This window comes from Gordonia jinghuaiqii, from assembly GCF_014041935.1.
Taxonomy (GTDB): domain Bacteria; phylum Actinomycetota; class Actinomycetes; order Mycobacteriales; family Mycobacteriaceae; genus Gordonia; species Gordonia jinghuaiqii.
The window spans coordinates 3,123,577-3,141,489 of sequence record NZ_CP059491.1; the positions used below are offsets into that span (position 1 = coordinate 3,123,577).

Annotated in this window: 14 protein-coding genes; 3 read left to right on the top strand and 11 right to left on the bottom strand. The window is 66.1% G+C overall.

What is annotated here, in order from left to right:
• Position 1: 1 nt before the first annotated feature.
• Genes H1R19_RS13840 through H1R19_RS13855 form a run of 4 tightly spaced genes read right to left on the bottom strand, consistent with a single transcriptional unit; the run spans position 2 to position 5,642 of the window.
• Complete coding sequence (locus H1R19_RS13840; protein WP_244970706.1) at positions 2-1,759, bottom strand: hypothetical protein; 1,758 nt, start codon at positions 1,757-1,759, stop codon at positions 2-4.
• The gene (locus H1R19_RS13845) at positions 1,756-3,435 is read right to left on the bottom strand and encodes a glycosyltransferase family 2 protein (protein WP_219849329.1); all 1,680 of its coding nucleotides are present in this window, start codon (positions 3,433-3,435) and stop codon (positions 1,756-1,758) included. The genes H1R19_RS13840 and H1R19_RS13845 overlap by 4 nt, the downstream gene beginning before the upstream one ends.
• Before the next feature lie 4 nt (positions 3,436-3,439).
• Entirely contained in the window at positions 3,440-4,714 is a 1,275-nt protein-coding gene (locus H1R19_RS13850) for a lipopolysaccharide biosynthesis protein (protein ID WP_244970707.1), read from the bottom strand.
• Between the two features lie 46 nt (positions 4,715-4,760).
• Positions 4,761-5,642, bottom strand: a complete 882-nt coding sequence (locus H1R19_RS13855) for a glycosyltransferase family 2 protein (RefSeq protein WP_188327958.1) — start codon at positions 5,640-5,642, stop codon at positions 4,761-4,763.
• Between the two features lie 486 nt (positions 5,643-6,128).
• Between H1R19_RS13855 and H1R19_RS13860 the strand changes: the two genes are divergently transcribed.
• A complete protein-coding gene (locus H1R19_RS13860; RefSeq protein WP_219849331.1) occupies positions 6,129-7,214 on the top strand; it encodes a class I SAM-dependent methyltransferase in 1,086 nt (361 codons plus the stop codon).
• A 73-nt stretch (positions 7,215-7,287) separates the two neighbouring features.
• Here H1R19_RS13860 and H1R19_RS13865 read toward each other — a convergent pair whose 3' ends face one another.
• Positions 7,288-8,061 (bottom strand): AfsR/SARP family transcriptional regulator, encoded by a 774-nt coding sequence (locus tag H1R19_RS13865; protein ID WP_188327956.1) that lies wholly within the window; start codon positions 8,059-8,061, stop codon positions 7,288-7,290.
• A gap of 17 nt (positions 8,062-8,078) precedes the next feature.
• Between H1R19_RS13865 and H1R19_RS13870 the strand changes: the two genes are divergently transcribed.
• The gene (locus tag H1R19_RS13870) at positions 8,079-8,927 is read left to right on the top strand and encodes a class I SAM-dependent methyltransferase (protein ID WP_188327955.1); all 849 of its coding nucleotides are present in this window, start codon (positions 8,079-8,081) and stop codon (positions 8,925-8,927) included.
• Positions 8,928-8,934: 7 nt separating this feature from the next.
• Here the strand turns inward: H1R19_RS13870 and H1R19_RS13875 are convergent, their stop codons facing one another.
• The 6 genes from H1R19_RS13875 to H1R19_RS13900 form a co-directional block, all read right to left on the bottom strand.
• Positions 8,935-9,720 carry an amino acid ABC transporter ATP-binding protein gene (locus tag H1R19_RS13875; RefSeq protein WP_280527220.1) on the bottom strand — a complete coding sequence of 262 codons (786 nt, stop codon included), beginning with the start codon at positions 9,718-9,720 and terminating at the stop codon, positions 8,935-8,937.
• Positions 9,717-10,676, bottom strand: coding sequence for an amino acid ABC transporter permease (locus tag H1R19_RS13880; protein ID WP_188327954.1), 960 nt, complete (start codon positions 10,674-10,676; stop codon positions 9,717-9,719). The genes H1R19_RS13875 and H1R19_RS13880 overlap by 4 nt, the downstream gene beginning before the upstream one ends.
• A gap of 1 nt (position 10,677) precedes the next feature.
• Positions 10,678-11,550: an ABC transporter substrate-binding protein gene (locus H1R19_RS13885; RefSeq protein ID WP_219851677.1), complete on the bottom strand. Its 873-nt coding sequence runs from the start codon at positions 11,548-11,550 to the stop codon at positions 10,678-10,680.
• A 155-nt stretch (positions 11,551-11,705) separates the two neighbouring features.
• Entirely contained in the window at positions 11,706-12,830 is a 1,125-nt protein-coding gene (locus H1R19_RS13890; RefSeq protein WP_219849332.1) for an isocitrate/isopropylmalate dehydrogenase family protein, read from the bottom strand.
• Positions 12,831-12,846: 16 nt separating this feature from the next.
• Positions 12,847-15,648, bottom strand: a complete 2,802-nt coding sequence (gene polA, locus H1R19_RS13895; RefSeq protein ID WP_219849333.1) for a DNA polymerase I — start codon at positions 15,646-15,648, stop codon at positions 12,847-12,849.
• A gap of 55 nt (positions 15,649-15,703) precedes the next feature.
• Positions 15,704-16,273, bottom strand: coding sequence for a GNAT family N-acetyltransferase (locus tag H1R19_RS13900; RefSeq protein WP_219849334.1), 570 nt, complete (start codon positions 16,271-16,273; stop codon positions 15,704-15,706).
• A 269-nt stretch (positions 16,274-16,542) separates the two neighbouring features.
• On the opposite strand from H1R19_RS13900, the gene H1R19_RS13905 reads away from it, so the two are divergent.
• Positions 16,543-17,913, top strand: coding sequence for a branched-chain amino acid ABC transporter permease (locus tag H1R19_RS13905; RefSeq protein WP_219849335.1), 1,371 nt, complete (start codon positions 16,543-16,545; stop codon positions 17,911-17,913).

The window sequence follows — 17,913 nt, forward strand, 5'->3', positions numbered from 1 at the left end:
CTCATCTCATCTCATTTCGGTACAGGTAGACCCACGCGCCGGTTTCTTCGACGACGACGTCCCACCTCGGGTCACTGGCCAGGTGGCGCCTCAGATTGGTGACCGACTCGGCGGGGAACAGACCGAAGTAGGCGCCGAACGCACGCATCGTGTCCGACAGCACGAGGTAGGTCGGTCGGTTCCGATCCGCTATCACGGCCATCAATCGCTGGTAGTCCGATTCGGTGGCGAAGTCCCGCCCGAGGAGGCCCGGCTGGAACATCAAGGCGTTGTCGAATGCGTGGGTGAACTCGGCGAAGCGCACGTAGTCACCCGTGCTCCGCTCCGGCCAGACCGGGACCAGCGGCGTCACGAATGCGGGGAACACGTTGCCCGCGAGCACATCCCCGGAGGCCGTGACCTGCGCAGCGCTGATCTGGCTGGTGTACCAGTTGGCGGTGGCTGCCTGCGCTGCCATCGCGGTGCCCGCGAGGAGCGCGGCGAACGTCGCGACGAACCGCTTCCGGCCGGCTCGGAGTCCGGCGACGAGAACGGGAGCAAGGACGAACGCACAACCGGGGAGCGAGTAGAGAAAGACCCGGAACACCGCCTCACCCCCGTAGCTCTGCCCGCCGAGGATGAGAATCGGGCTCAGGGCGACGACACCGAGCGCCCAGTACGGTTCCTTTCGGCGCCATCTCAGCAGCAGAACGAATGCCGTGGAGCACCACAGCGAGATCGTGAGGGCACGCATCACCGAACTCGAGAAGATCTGACCGGGCATCCCGGGATGCCCGGCTCCGTTGGTACTCGCGTTGCCTGCGACGTCGCTGGAGAACAGCGTGTAACCGGACACGATGTCGAAGTTGTACAACAGGGAACCGCCGAGGATCACGACCATCAGCGGCAGCATCCACCACGGCTTCACGGTGCGGCCGAGGACGAGCAGGACGCATGCCCCCAGGACCCAGTAAGGGGTGAGCTGGTGGGTGATCGTGAGGGCCGCGAAGAGGACCAGGATCGACAGGGTGCCGGCCGACCGGCCGCGGGACAGACCGATCGGCGTGAGCATGCCGACCGTGAGCAACAGCCCGATCGCCTGCGGCGCGAAATAGTCCTGTTCGACCCAGTTCAGGGTCACCACGAGGAACGTCGCCGCCAGGCTCTGGTCCCGCGTGAGGCGCCACGCGCGGGCCGCCGCGAAGACGAGTGCGGCAAGGGCGACGTTGTAGACGGGTGTGAACCAGTGTGCGATGCCGATGGGAGCGACACCCGTGAGGTCGCCGAACCACGCGGTGACCGCGAAGAGTCCGGGCCAACCGTTGTAGATGTCCACTCCCTTTGCGAGGGAGCCACTGTGCGCAATGTGGTCGACGACGCCGAGATGCTTGTAGGTCCACGAGTACATCGGGGCCTCGGTGGACAGCGCGCGCGGAAGCCGCTGGCACACGATCATCGCGCCGATCGCGGCCCACGCGGCAACCGAATCACTCTGTCGCAGCGCAACTCCGAATCCGATCCCGGCGAGCACGATCGACACGGCGTACAGCGGTGATGCACCGGCAAGCAACCCGTACTCGTTGAACGGGGAGGCCGAAACGGACCTCACGCCGTACACGAACGACGCGAGACACAGGGCGAGGACGACCCAGGGCACCACCGGACGACGCCACCACGGGACCGCCGGAGCGACCTGCGACCGCTCGGGTGATCGCCGCCGATGATCCAACCCACCCCCCTGCGACACCGGGGTCCCGTGGGTTGCCTCCGCGATCGTCATGTGCGTTCCACCGTGGAGGCGAGGAAGACACCGCGACCGAGACCACCGATCATCGTCGCCGATCCCAGCAGCGCCAGAACGATCGACGGATGCCAGAAACCTGCCATCAACAGACCTGTTGTCGCGATGATGCAGACCGCGAGGCCGAGTACCGGGATGAGCGACAGACGTGCGTACAGGGGCAACTGACCGAACGACATCAACAGACTCCCGGGGCCCGACAGGACAAAGGCGGTCACGGCGGTCACCTGCAAGAGGGCCGGCAGAACGGTCGGGGCTGCGAGGCACCCGATGAGCCCCAGCCATACGGATGCGGTGGCGAGTCGACCCGCCAGGATGGTGTTGCCCTCGTCGCCCCACATCTGGCCTCGGCGGAAGTCGAGTACGCCGCGCAGACCTGGCGTCACCTTGAGCGGAGACCCGACGCGGCCCGCGAGCCTACCTTTCAGGAGTTCCCACGGCCCGCGCATGACCCCGGCCAACTCTCGACGGCGCAGTTCGGTCAATGCAGGCTCGGCAGCAACCGCGGGCCCGTGTACGACCTCGGTGGTCGCGCCGAGATGACGGACTCCCCCGACAAGTCGCTTCGCCACCAGCACCGCGGTCCGTGGATGGACGAGCATCTTGCAGATCACCGCGCTCAGCCCGACGCCGTAGTTGTACATCTGCTTCTCGAGTTCGGCGACGGTCTCGCGATGGCTGTGCCACACGATCGCCGACGGCTCTCTCGCCAGCAGACGGCCGGCGAGCAGGACTCGAACGAAGATGTCGATGTCCTCACCGCCGCCCGCCGCCGACCCCGCACCCAACGCCTCGTCGAACCCGCCGAGTCCGATCACGGTGTCCTTGCGCACCGCGAAGTTCGCGCCGGTACCGAACTCGGACACCCGCAGCGGGAAGAGGCCATCGTCTACCGCGTGTTCGGTCATGCCGAAGAGGGCAGGTTCCCATCGCTGCGCCCAACCCACCCTGGAATCGAAATAGGCCTGCGACGGGGTCATCACCTCTGCCGAGGGCACCATCCCGCACACGCAGGCGACTGCGTCGTCGCGCTCGAAACCGATCACGAGGCGGGACAGCCAGTTCGGGTCGATGACCACATCGTCGTCGGTGAACGCGATGAGGTCGTGGCCGGCAGTGCGGACTCCGACGTTCCGGGCTATCGAAAGTCCTTGGCCGACTGCATCGACCACCCGGACCGACAGCGTCGGAAAGTCGTCGACGACCGGTGGCGTCAGCCCACTCGCAGGATTGTTGTCCACGACGATGACCTCGAACTCGGGGTAGTCGAGTGTGGCGAGGCTTGCCAGCAGGCGGCCGAGATGCTCCGGCCGATCCCGGGTGCAGATCACCACCGACACGCCGGGCCGGGAGACCGGCTGCGGCAACGCGGGCGGCTCGGGCAGGGCGTGAGCGAGTTCGCGGAGAACCGAGCCGTCGACGGCCCCGTCCTCCACCGCGAGTTGGACGAACCCGAGGGGGCGTCCCTCTCGCCAGACCAGCAATCTCGCGCTCCGAAATCCGGCGCCGTCGAGCAGTTCTGTTGTTGTGGTGTCGATCTGGTCGGCGTCGATCTGTCCGACCCAGACTGCACCGTCCCAATCGTGACCGTCTCCCTGGGTTCGCCTGATCGGCGCAAGACCCGGACGCCGGACCACCTGTCCGTTGTCGACCATCGAGCTACTTTCCGTTGTGCCGAGGAACAAGCTCCTCGTGCTGAGAGTGCGATTTGCCCCTGAGACGGGTGACCAGCACCAAGGTCCCCGCGGCGATTGTGAGCACCACCTGATGGATCAAGATGACCCATGCACCACCGACCGCGCCGAGCGATTCGCAGAAGCCGGGCATCATCGCGAACAGGAGAATCGCGGTGGCCCCGCTGAACACCAGCGGCGCGCGGAGCCGGCGTCGGGACTGTTGCAGGGCGGCCCACACGAGGTAGGGCAGGCGCATGATCGATCCGGCACAGAGGACGATGACAACCGCGAGAGTCTCGGCCGTCCCGTACGCGGGGTTCAGCAGATGAAGCGCCTGCGGAACCACCACAGCCAGTCCGACGGCGCCGAGTCCGGTCACCGCTCCCGCGCGGATGAGGATCTTCTTCGCCATTGCCGCAGCCGATTCGGGCTCGCTCGATGCGTGTACCACCAGTGAGACCGCCATCGACGCGCCGATGAAGTCAAGGGTGGCGACGATGGAGAAGACGAGTGCGAAACGGGCACCTTCATCCGGTCCGGCGAACATCGTGACGAGAAACGGGGCGAGTGTGAGCACACCGAGATTCAGCCCGGACAGCGCGATGGTCCTGGTGACCACCCGGTGGAACTCCGACATCGCAGTGCTCTCGGAGATCGAACCGTGCGTGGGCAATCCGTCTGCGTCGTCGACGATCCGCCGGATCATCGGACGCAGGATCACGACCATGCCCAGCGACGCGACACCCACCGCCAGCGGGACACTCTGCCATGCGATCGTGAACGAGAACACCACCAGCAGAACGATCTTGGCGACGCCGACCACCATATTCGCCGACGGAGTCCAGTTCGCCCGCCCGATCGCTATCAGCGTGGCGTTCTGCAGACCGTAGGCGGACAGCGCGAAGACGCCGATCGTGATGATGACTGCCACGGCGTACTCCCCGCGCACCTCCGACAGCACGCAGATCGTCAGCAGCCCGCTGAGACCACCTACGGTGAGGGACAGGACAGAGGACAACCACAGGCCACGCCGGTACACCGCAGGCCGACCACGCCCGACCGCCGGTAACACCGCGGTGTAGGCGTCGCCGATTCCGGTCGCGATGACGGAGCCGACTGCGGTGATGACGGCGAGCACTGCCGTCATCACACCCAGCTCGGACGGCGTCACATACTTCGCGGCGAAACCCCAGAACACTGCTCCCAGAGCGGCATTGGTGATCGAGGCAACGGCGACGAGAACTGCGTCGCGTTGCACTCTCTGCGCACCGTATCGTGACGCTGTTCCCGCTTCGGCGTCCAGTTCAGCCGACATGGCCGGGTGACACCCACCCTGTGTCGCCGTGCGCACCGAGCTCACTGCGCACGACGGACAAGTCCTCGGTGGCGCCCCGCATGCCGCCTGCCCTGCGCTGATGCCTGAATTCTTGACCGATTGTGCGCAGCACCCTCATTCCGTCACTCACCGCGTTCAGATTGCTCTCGCCGTGAATACGGTTGGCCTCGAAACTGTGCACCTCCGCGATCTGCATTCCGTTCACGGCAACGCGCACATTGATCAGCGTTTCGATCTCGAATCCATCGCCCCAATGAGGCAGCGAATCCCGTGTCGGGGGAAGCTGCATGACATCGAGGCAGTGACGCCAGAAAGCGTTGTAGCCGTAGCACAAATCAGTGAACCGGCATTCGAACAGCGTGTTGACGATGCTGTTGAGCCCCCAGTTCCCGACACGCCGAACCCTCGTGATGTCCGCGCTGCCGCCGCCGGCGACGAAGCGCGACCCCTTGGCGAAGTCGGCACCGTCGACGAGCGCCGCGACGTACCGGGTGATCTCTTGCGGATCCGTGCTCCCGTCAGCATCGATCATCACGATGATGTCACCGGAAGCCGCCTCGAAACCGCAGGCCAGCGCGTTGCCCTTACCTCGTCGAGATTGGGTCAGGTGCACAGCATCCGGCCAGAGTGAACGACCGACGGCCACGGTGTCGTCCACCGAATGACCATCGACGAAGACGATCTCGTCTATGTCGGGTGGCATTCTGGCCGCGACGTGCGGGAGATTCCTCGCCTCATTCATCGCGGGTACCACCACTGAAACCGTCGGACGACGCGTTTTCGTCGACAGATGATCCCAAATACCGGAAACGGCGGTTTTTTCACCGTCGGTAATCTTTTCTTCCCCCATGGTTAAACCTTTTTCGTGGTCGACCAGAAATTATCCGCACTTCGCCGTCGACAACGTGACACACCCGCAACATCGCGGCGCGTCCGGTCGCGAAGATCGTTAGCAATACAAAGAGAGCCAACTCTGGGATCGTGGCCACGCAAGAACACTTCCCCCCATGAAAGGTCCCCCCCCTGCACGTGGCCGAATTAAATGTTGCACAGAACATGCCATCGCGCAATCTCATGGACGAAGATCACTCTCACGCCGAAAACCACGCCGACGAAGGTGCGCCACCATACCTTCTGAGTATTGTCGGAGTTCATAACCCTGTTCAGCGCAACATCTTTCGAACACACCGTGACGGTAGGTGTCGGTTCGGGGGTGCGTGAGCAGCCACGATATTCGTCCGTTCGGACCAGACCGAGATGGTCGCACTGCTCGGCGGCGGGATGGTCGGGACGCCGGCGAGAGTGATCTGAGAGGCGCCTGGCCGATCATCGGGTCATGACCAGTTTTGTTCAACCAACGCAGAAGTCCGCGGACGAGTTCGCGGAACGATTCTTCGCCTCGGTCCTGGCAACCGCGGAGACCATGAGCGTCTATCTCGGTGACCGGCTCGGTTGGTATCGCTGCCTCGTCGACCACGGGCCCATGACGGCAGAGGACCTCGCGGGACGGACTGCAACCGACTCCCGGTATGCCCGCGAGTGGCTCGAGATGCAAGGCGCCTTCGGCATTCTCGACTGTGATCTCTCCGGCGATGCCGCCCGGTTCGGCATCTCCGCCGGGGTCGCGGAGGTACTCACCGATTCGGCCAGCCTGTCGTACCTGGGTCCGTTGCCGCGGATGTTCGCGGCGTCGATGCGCCGGCTGCCCGAGTTGCTCGACGCCTATCGGAACGGTGGCGGTGTCAGCTGGGAAGAACTCGGCGCCGACGCCCGCGAATGCCAGGCGGCGCTGAACCGGCCGTGGTTCGAGTCCAGGCTCGCCCCCGCGCTGGCCGGCGTCGCCCATCTGCACGCAAGGCTCTCCCGCCCAGGTACCCGGATCGCCGACATCGGTTTCGGCGCCGGTTACTCGACCATCGCTCTCGCCCTGGCCTACCCGGAAGCCACCTTCGTCGGCCTCGACATCGACGAGGCGTCGGTGCGGATGGCCCAGGACAACGCTGCCGCCGCCGGTGTCGCCGACCGGGTGCGGTTCCTCATCGCCGACGGGGACGAAGCCGGCACGCACGGACCCTTCGACGCCGCGTTCGCATTCGAGTGTCTGCACGACATGCCCCGCCCCGTCGAGGTGCTCGCCGCGGTCCGCGAATCTCTGGCTCCGGGAGCTCCGATGATCGTGATGGACGAGGCGGTGTCAGACGAATTCGCCGGTCCTGCTGACGATCTCGACAAGATCATGTACGGGTTCTCACTCTTCGTGTGCCTCCCCGACTCGATGAGCTCACCGCCGTCGGCGGCCACCGGGACGGTCTTGCGCACATCGACGCTGCGGGAGTATGCCCGCGACGCCGGGTACCAGGGCGTCGAGGTCCTGCCGATCGACGACTTCAGCTTCTTCCGTTTCTACGAGCTCGCCACGTAGCCGGGCCCGAGGCCCGAGGCCCGAGTACGAGTTGTCCAGGACGAGCAATTCGCCGTGGGTGCCCAGTGCTCGGTCAGCGCCTCGACCGCCCGGCGGTCTCCCCCGCCAGGATGCGGGTGTGCAGGTCGCTGACCGACCGTGCCGGATCGGTGCCGATGTCGGTCGCCAACCGCCGGCGGAGCCGCTGATAGGCGTCGAGCGCGTCCGCCGCCCGATCCATGCGCCACAGTGCAGTCATCACCCGCAGATGTAACCCCTCCCGGTACGGATGCTCCTCGACGAAGGGAATCAGTTTCTCGTATGCGTCGGCCGGACGCCCGAGTGCCACCAGGGCGTCAGCCGCCGTTTCTGCTCCACGGACCCGCCGCTCGAGAAGCGCCTGCACCTCGGCGCGAGCCCAGACCGAATCCGAGAACTCGCCGAACGGCGTTCCTCGCCAAAGCTTTTCGGCGTCGTCAAGCATTCCGACCGAGAGCTGCGGCTCGGACGAGACGATGCCCGCGGCTCGTCCCACGGTGTCGGTGAACAGCAGCGAGTCGATCTCGGCGCGGTCGACGAGGAGGGTGTAACCCGGTGCGGTGGTGACGATTCGGAGGCGGTCATCGGCCTGGCGCCGAGCCACCGTGCTGCGCAGCCGGAAGACGAGGTTGTGGACGCCCGACTCGGGATTGGCCGGCGGAGTGTCGGCCCACAGGATCTCGGCCAGCCAGTCCACGTCGGCGACCGCATTGGCACGCAACGCCAGCGCCGCGAGCAGACACCGGAGACGCGGTGTGCCGAACTGCGGTCGAGGCACACCCGCTTTGCCCGGTATGTCCACCGGGCCCAGCAGTGTGAGGCAGACCATGGCCCTATCATCGCAGGATGGCCCCCAACCAGGAGGAATCTCCGCAATCGGCACCCAACCGGACCCCGCGAATCCTGGGTGACGTCGACTCCACGACCAGCGACCGTGCCAGCAGATGGTGGTGGGACCACGACGCCGACAACTACCACGTCGAGCACGGCGAATTCCTCGGCACCTACGCCGAGGGCGGCGACTTCGTGTGGTGCCCGGAGGGAGTGCGCGAATCGCAGGCGCGGCTACTCGGTGAGATCGCGGGTCGCGACATCCTCGAGATCGGGTGTGGGTCGGCGCCGTGCGCGCGGTGGCTCGCCGCGAACGGTGCTCACGCGGTGGGCGTCGACCTGTCGCGTCGCATGCTCGGCATCGGCCTCGACGCGATGGCAGCCGAGGGGGTGCGCGTCCCGCTGATCCAGGCCACGGCCGAGGCACTGCCGTTCGCCCCGGAGTCGTTCGACGCCGCCTGCTCGGCGTTCGGCGCCATCCCGTTCGTCGCCGATTCGGCCGGGGTGATGGCCGAGGTGGCTCGCGTCTTGAAGCCCGGCGGCCGTTGGGTTTTCGCCGTGAACCATCCGATGCGCTGGATGTTCCTCGACGATCCGGGACCCGAGGGACTCACGGTGCGCATCCCGTACTTCAACCGCACGCCATACACCGAGACCGACTCGAACGGCGCACTCACCTACGTCGAGCACCATCGCACCATCGGCGATCGGGTACGCGAGCTGCGCGCAGCAGGCTTCATCCTCGACGACATCATCGAACCGGAGTGGCCGGACGGCTTCGACCGGGAATGGGGACAGTGGAGTCCGTTGCGCGGCAGCTACTTTCCCGGAACAGCGATCTTCTGCAGTCACAAAGCCGGGTGATTGGCCCTCAGAGCAGCTTCGACAGGAACGCCTTGGTTCGCTCCTCCTGAGGATTGGCGAGCAGCTCCCGCGGGTCGCCCTTCTCGACGACGACGCCGGCGTCCATGAAGACCAGCTGATCGGCGACCTCCCGCGCGAACCCCATCTCGTGGGTGACCACCATCATCGTCATGCCCGACGCGGCGAGCTCACGCATCACATTGAGGACATCGCCGACGAGTTCGGGGTCGAGCGCCGAGGTCGGCTCGTCGAAGAGCATGAGCTTGGGGTCCATCGCCAATGCGCGGGCGATGGCGACGCGCTGCTGCTGGCCGCCCGACAGCTGGGCCGGGTAGGCGTCGGCCCGGTCGGACAACCCGACCCGGTCCAGCAGATACCGCGCCTTCTCGACGGCCTCGGCCTTCTTCTGCCTCTTCACCCGCATCGGCGCCTCGATCACGTTCTCGAGGGCTGTGCGGTGCGAAAACAGGTTGAAATGCTGAAACACCATGCCGATGTCACGGCGTTGGGTGGCGGCGTCTTTGGCGCTCATCTCGTAGAGCTTGCCGCTGCGCTCGCGGTAACCGATCAGGTCACCGTCGACATAGAGCCGCCCGGCGTTGACGACCTCGAGATGGTTGACGCACCGCAGGAACGTCGACTTGCCCGACCCCGAGGGTCCGATGAGGCACAGCACCTCGCCACGCGCGACCTCCAGTGAGATGCCGTTGAGGACCTGCACCGAGCCGAAACTCTTGCATACACGTTCGGCGAGCACCATCGGCGTGCCGTTGGACAGATCTCCTGATGTCATGATTTCTCTCCCCCGGCCGGTGCCGCGGCGCCGCCCGGCGCGGTGGCGGCGCCGTCGGCCATCGTCTTGAGTTGCCGCGCGGTGAGCGCCCGTGTCGCACCCTTGGCGTAGTACCGCTCGACGTAGAACTGGCCGACCATCAGGACGCTGGTGATGGCGAGGTACCAGGTCGAGGCGACGAGCAGCAGTGGGATCGGCTCGAAGATCACTCCGGAGATGTCGCGCTGGCGACCGTACAGATCGAGCGTGAGCGGGACCGCGGCCACGAGGCTCGTGGTCTTGAGCATGCTGATCAGTTCGTTGCCGGTGGGCGGGATGATCACCCGCATCGCCTGCGGCAGGACCGTACGACGCATGGTCTGCGACCACGACATGCCCAGGGCCACCGAGGCCTCGGTCTGTCCCTCACCCACGGACGACACACCGGCCCGCACGATCTCGGCCATGTAGGCGGCCTCGTTGAGCCCGAGTCCGATGACCGCGAAAAGGAAAGCCGCGTTGAGGGTCTGGATGTCGAGCGAGACGAACTGGTGGACGAACGGGATGCCGAGGTCGATCTGTTTGTAGATCGCCGGGAACAGGCCCCAGAACACCAGCTGCACGTAGACCGGGGTGCCGCGGAAGATCCACAGGTACACCCACGCCGTTCCGCGCAGAACGGGGTTGGGACTCAGGCGCATGATCGCCAGCAGGACGCCGAGGACGATCGCGATCGTCATCGACAGCACCGTCAGCGCGAGGGTGTAGCCGACACCCGACAGGATCCGAGAGTCGAAGAGGTAGTTGCCGTAGGTGCCCCACCCGTAGGCGTCGTTGGTCGCCGCGCCGTAGATGAACAGAGCAGCCAGGACGACGATGATGACCGCCGCGATCCACTGGCCGGGCCGACGCAGTGGCACCGCCTTGATCGGTTCGGGGTCGTCGGCCGGTGTGGTTGCGATCTGCGGTGTCGTCATGTCAGCTCACCGCGCCGTTGATCTCGGAGACATCGATTGCGCCCTCTTCCAGGCCCCAGTTGGCCGCGATCTCTTCATACTGTCCGTTGTCCATGAGGTATTGCACGGCTCGCTGCATCGCGAGCGCCAAGGATGAACCCTTGCGTACGGCCCACCCGTAGGGGGCGGAGTCGAACACCGGGCCGGCAGGCTTCAACCGGCCCTTGGTGCGTTTGATCGCGTAGGCGGTGACCGGCGAATCGGCCGACATCGCGTCGACGCGACCCAGGATCAACGCGTTGACCGCCTCGTCCTGACTGTCGAACTTCACCTTGTCGATCGCCGGCTTGCCCGCCGCGACGCAGGCCTCGCTCTTGGCCGGGATCTCGTCGGTGTCCTCATAGGTGGTGGTCTGCACGGCGACGCGCAGTCCGCAGGCGTTGTCGGGATCGATGTCGTCGTCGTTGTCGGCGCCCTGAGCCCACTGCACCCCCGCGCTGTAGTAGGTGACGAAGTCGACCTGCTTCTCACGCTCGAGGGTGTCGGTGAACGAGGACATACCCACCTGGTAGGTACCGGCCTGCACCGACGGGATGATCGTGTCGAACTGCGACTCCTTGTACACCGGGGTCAGTCCCAGGACCTTGGCGACGGCGTTCATCAGGTCGACGTCGTAACCGACGATCTTGCCGGACGCGTCCTTGTACTCGTTGGGCTGGTAGGGCACGTTCACCCCGACGACGAGGCGCCCGGTCCGTGCGATCTCCGGCGGAACGAGCGCGGCGATGTCGGGCACCTTCGCGACGTCGACGTCGATCGGGGTGACCTGGTTGGCGCTCTCGCGCGCCTCGTTGTCCACGCACCCGGTCACCGCGAACACAAGTACCAGCAGCATCCCGAGGAGCCGGATGAGGTGACGGCGAGCCGAACGTTCCCCGTTGGCCCGGGCAAGCGGCGTAGAGGCCGGTGACACACCACTTCCCTTCGTCAAGACCGTTCGAACGAACTCACTGTAGTTCGCATGTGGCATACCGGCTCGCCACCGGGGGTTCATGTGTGTTCGGATGTGCCGGCCGCCCCTTCGACGCGGGTCCGGACGACCTGCTGTGCCACCGCAGCCGCGAACCGGGTCGTCGATGCGGTGCCGCCCAGGTCCGCAGTGGCGACCGACGTTGCGAGGGTGTCGGCGACCGCGGACTCCATTCGGCCCGCCACGGCGATCAGTGCCGCGTCATCGGTCATCAGTCCGTACCGCCGGAAGCCCATCGCGACCGAGGCGATCATCGCGACCGGGTTGGCGACGTCGCGGCCGGCGATGTCCGGGGCGGCGCCATGGGTCGCCTGTGCCATCACCTGGGTCTCCGAACAGTTGACCGACCCGGCGATGCCCAGTGACCCGGCCAGCTCACCGGCGAGGTCCGACAGGATGTCGCCGAACAGGTTCTCGGTGACGATGACGTCGAAGTCGGCGGGGCGTCGGACGAGTAGCGCCGCCATCGCGTCTACGTGCTGTTCGGTGACCTCGATCTCCGCGAACTCGGTCGCCACCTCCCGGCACACGTCCCGGAAAAGTCCCGTGGTCAGTCGGAGTACGTTCGCTTTGTGCACGATCGTCACCCGTCCGGGGCGTCCCGGCGCGGCACGGTCGGCTGCGGCGGCGAAGGCCACGCGCGCGATGCGCTCGCTGGCGGCACGCGTGACCAGTCCGACCGAGAGTGCGACGTCGGCGGTCGGCATGAACTCTCCGCTGCCGACGGCCATGTTGCGATCGGCGTAGAGGCCCTCGGAGTTCTCCCGCACGATCAGCACATCGATGTCGGGCTTGACTGCCGGTACCCCCGAAAATGCCTTGGCAGGACGCAGATTGGCGAACAGTCCGTAGCGGGTTCGCAGGACCGCGCCCGGAGTGCGGGCGCTGTGCTGCGCCGGATACGACGCGGAGTCGTGCGGTCCGACGAGCCACAGACCCAGATCGTCGAGCGCCGACAGGGTTTCCGGCGGGACCGGGTCGTCGTGGGATTCGATGGCCGCGGCACCGAAAGGCAGCTCACACCAATCGATCTCGATTCCCTCCGCATGTGCGGCGGCATCGGCGACGGCGACCGCGGCCGGCACGATCTCCACGCCGATGCCGTCGCCGACGAGAACACCGATCCGTCTGGCGTTGTCGGGCATCAGGTGAGCCGCCCGCTCAGTGGGCCGCATCGTCCCACGAGCGCCCGAAACCGACCGACACCTCCAGCGGCACCGACAGCGTGATGGCGTTGCCCATCTCCTCGCGAACCACGGCCTCGACCGCGTCCCGCTCACCGGGTGCCACCTCGATGACGAGTTCGTCGTGCACCTGCAGCAGAGTCCGCGACGTCAGCTGCTCGGCGGCGAGTCGCTTGTGGACGTTGATCATCGCGACCTTGATGATGTCGGCGGCGGTGCCCTGGATCGGGGCGTTGAGCGCCATGCGTTCCGCGGACTGCCGGCGCTGCCAGTTGTCGCTGTTCAGATCCGGCAGGTAACGGCGGCGACCGAAGAGGGTCGCGGTGTACTCGTTGCGTCGGGCTTCGGCGACGACGTCGTGCAGGTAGTCGCGCACCCCACCGAATCGCGCGAAGTACGCCTCCATCTGGTCCTTGGCTTCCTCGCGGCTGATCTTGAGCTGGGCGGCGAGACCAAAAGCGCTGAGCCCGTAAGCAAGTCCGTACGACATCGCCTTGACGCGGTGACGCATCTCGGTGGTGACCTCGTCGATCGGCACGCCGAAGGCGCGCGACCCGACGAAGTTGTGGAGGTCTTCTCCGGTGTTGAAGGCCTCGATGAGCCCCGCGTCCTCCGACAGGTGGGCCATGATCCGCATCTCGATCTGGCTGTAGTCGGCGGTCATCAGGCACTCGAAGTCGGTCCCGCTCCGGGTGTCGGACCCGACGACGAAGCCACGGCGGATCTCGCGGCCCGCCTCGGTGCGGACCGGGATGTTCTGCAGGTTGGGTTCGGTCGATGACAGCCGGCCGGTCGCGGCGACCGTCTGGTTGAACGTCGTGTGGATTCGGCCGTCGTCGGCGACCGACTTCAGCAGTCCGTCGACCGTGACCTTCAGCCGTGTCGCATCGCGGTGTTCGAGAAGGTGTGCGAGGAAGGGATGTTCGGTCTTCTCGTACAGCGACTGCAACGCGTCGGCGTCCGTCGTGTAGCCGGTCTTGGTCTTCTTGGTCTTGGGCATGTCGAGTTTGTCGAAAAGGACCGTCTGAAGCTGTTTGGGCGAGCCCAGATTGATCTGTTCGCCGATGACCTCGTACGCCGACTCGGCGGCCGCACGGATGCGGTCTGCGAACATCTGCTCGAGCGCCCCGAAGTGATCGACGTCGACCGCGATACCCGCTGCCTCGAGATCGGCGAGTACGAACGACAGCGGCAACTCCATGTCGGTGAGCAGCGGCTTGGAATCGATGCGGTCGAGTTCGGTGTCGAGGGTGTCGGCCAGTTCCTGTACCGCCCGCGCCGAGAGCATGTGCTGCTCGGCGACCTTGCCCTCGGTGTCGTCGTCGAGCAGCGACATCTGCCCGTCGCCGGCTTCTCCGTCGGCTCGCAGTTCCCGACGCAGGTAACGCAGGGCCAGGTCATCGAGGTTGAAGCTGCGCTGACCGGGCCGCACCAGGTAGGCGGCGAGCGAGGTGTCGCTGGTGACACCGTCGAGCTTCCAGCCACGTGAGCGCAGTGCGTGCACCGCCCACTTGGCCTCGTGGACGGCCTTGAGCGCCGTCGGATCGGCGAGCCAATCGGCCAGTGCCGCTTCATCTTCCGGACTGAGTGTGGTCACATCGACGTAAGCGGAGGTACCGTCGGCCGCCGCGAGTGCGACGCCGCTCGGATCGGAGCCGACGACGATGTGCGGCGCGGTCACCTCGAGACCCGTGCGCCCGGTGCGGGCGTGCTCGGTGATCCAGGAGGCGACCTGTCCGGTGCCGAGTACCGCGCCGTCGAGATCGAAGCCGGCCTCGGCCTCGGGTTCGACGGAACTCAGCGTGGAGAAGAGTCGGTCGCGGAGCACCCGGAATTCGAGGTCGTCGAACAGCTGATGGATGCGCTCGCGATCCCACCCGACCATGGCGAGGTCGTCGGGGCCGGCGGGTAGCTGCATGTCGCGGACGAGTTCGGTGAGCTGACGGTTGGTCTGCACCGACGCGAGGTGAGCACGCAGGGCGTCGCCGACCTTGCCCTTGACCTCGTCGACATGATCGACGAGGGCGGCGAGCGAGCCGTACTCACGGATCCACTTGGATGCGGTCTTCTCCCCGACGCCCGGGATGCCCGGCAGGTTGTCGCTGGGGTCTCCGCGCAGCGCGGCGTAGTCGGGGTACTGGGTGGGTGTGAGGCCGTACTTCTTCTCGACCTCCTCGGGCGTGAACCGGGTGAGGTCGGACACGCCCTTGCGCGGGTAGAGCACGGTGGTAGACGCATCGACGAGCTGCAGCGCATCACGGTCACCGGTGACGATGAGGACCTTGTAACCCTCGTCGCGCGCCTGGGTGGCGAGGGTCGCGATGATGTCGTCGGCCTCGTATCCCTCGATGGCCATCACCGTGACACCGAGCGCGTCGAGGACCTCCTTGGTGAGGTCGACCTGCCCGTTGAACTCGTCCGGCGACTTGGAGCGCTGGGCCTTGTACTCCGGGAACATCTCCGAGCGGAACGTCTTACGCGAGACGTCGAACGCCGCGGCGATGTGGGTCGGCTCCTCGTCGCGCAGCAGGTTGATGAGCATCGAGGTGAAGCCGTAGACGGCGTTGGTCGTCTGGCCGGAATGGGTCTTGAAGTTCTCGGCGGGAAGCGCGAAGAACGCTCGATATGCCAGGGAATGCCCGTCGAGCAGCATCAACACCGGTTGCTTCGTCTTGCCCTTGCCGCGGGGCGCCTTGCCACCGGCGGCCTGAACGTCGGTTGCCTGGGCGGGGGTTGCCTGGGCGGGGGTTGCTGCCGGGGAACTCTGCGCTGGACTCACAGTCGCAAAGTCTAGTGATGCGTCCCGACACCTCACATGGGACTGCCCGGACCGCTCACATGGGCCGGTACATCGCCCAGACCCTGGGCCCGTCGAGCGGCAGGGAGAACTCCTCGGTCACCTCGAACCCGAACCTCTCGTAGAGCGGGACGTTGCGGGCGTTGGAGCTCTCCAGATAGGCGGGACCGTCGATCTGGTCGAGCCGATGCCGCATCAGTGCGGTACCGACACCGACGCCGTGGACGGGTGCACCGATCTGTCCCAGATACCAGTGGGGTTCCTTGGGGCGACGCTTCGCGAACTCCTGCTCCAGCTTCATCCCCCGGTTCATACGCGGGCCGAGCTGACGGAAGAACTCCCACGACGACAGAACCTGTCCCTTGGCCGAGATCTTGTGTCCGGGCGGGTCCCAGGCCGCGGCGCCGACGGGCTGACCGTCGCGCAGCGCGATGTCCAGCGTCGAACCCCTGCCGTGGATATGTGTGAGCAGCGTGCGGAACATCGCTCGGTGTCGTGTCGGGTCCGGCTGCATCCACACGGTCACCGGGTCGTCGGCGAAGGCTTGCGCGAGGAGAGCGCTGGCGAGCTCGACATCCTTGCCTGGGGAGACGGTGACCGGGACCATTGGACCAGCGTACGGCCCGAATCGGGTCTCCGACAGCACATTGCGGCGTTCCTTCGGCGGCCCACGGCCTTCCGGAGATGTTACTTCCGGGAAACGTCGTTGTCGTCACGCCGCGACGATGCTGACGCTAAGGTCCCGCAGGGTGACACGCACACACGCCTGTGCGTCCGCTTCGCCGATGCCGGCCGGTGGTCGACGGGCGGAGCTGTTGTCACCGGGAAGTGCCTCGGAATTCGTGCGCGCGGGATCAGAAGGAGGAACCACCCTCGATGTCAGAGCCTGCCTCACAGGCGTCGCTCGTGGCCGATGACGACTCCGGTCGCAAGACCGATCACCGGAGCCATCCGCCGTCCTCCCGCTCGACGAAGCGACCCGCCTCGGTCGCAGTGCTGCTGCTCATCGCGGCGTCGATCCTGTGCGGGCTATTCGGGACGACGACCGCTTCCGCCGCGCCCACCGACACGGTGCGCGTGTTCGGTGTCTTGAAGAACGGCCAGGAGAAGGTCGAGGCTGTGGAGCTCGCGGCAAGGGACGCGTCGGGCACGGTCGTCGGAAGCGCCACGTCGTCGGCGACGGGCGCGTGGTCGATCAATGTCGCGCCCGGTGAGTACACCATCGTGATCGACACCGAGTCGCTCCCCGACGGGGTCGCGGTGCAGAAATCCGAGCTCCCGGTCGACGTCAGCGGCGGAACCCCGCGACCGGTGATCTTCTCCTTCGGCGACGTCCGAACCGGCACCGAGATCTCGGCGGTCTCCGAGCTCACCCGACTGACGATCGACGGCATCCGCTTCGGCCTCATCATCGCGATCACCGGGGTCGGCCTCAGCCTGATCTTCGGCACCACGGGCCTGACCAACTTCGCGCACGGCGAACTGGTCACCCTGGGGGCGGTCATCGCGTGGGTGATCAACGTCAAGCTCGGGGTCCAGCTGATCCCGGCGACGATCCTCGCGGTCATCGTTGGCGTGGGGATCGGCATCCTCAACGAACTCGGCCTCTGGCGACCACTGCGAAGACGCCGAACAGGGCTGATCGCGATGCTCGTGGTGTCGATCGGCCTGTCGATCATGCTGCGGTATCTGATCCTGATCTTCTTCTCCGACCGGGCCGAACCGTTCAACGACTATCAGGCCCAGACGCAGATCGGTTCGGGACCGTTCGCGATCACCCCGGTCAACCTCGCATGCATTGTCATCAGCATCGTCGTCCTCCTCTCGGTGGCATTGATGCTGCAGCGCACCAGGATCGGCAAGGCCATGCGCGCAGTGGCCGACAACAAGGACCTCGCCGAGTCCTCGGGCATCGACGTCGACCGCGTCATCCTGTTCGTCTGGGCACTCGCGGGCGGGCTGGCCACGCTGGGCGGCGTGATGTTCGCGCTCTCCGAGCTCGGTGGCCGTGTGCAGTGGGAGATGGGTTTCAAACTCCTCCTGCTGATGTTCGCCGGCATCACCCTCGGCGGCCTCGGCACCGCGTACGGCGCGTTGCTCGGCTGTCTGATCGTCGGCCTGCTGGTACAGCTGTCGACCTACATCCTCAGTCCGGACCTCAAATACATCGGTGGCCTGTTGATCCTGATCATCATCCTGACCATCCGGCCCCAGGGCATTCTCGGTTCGCGAGCGAGGATCGGCTGA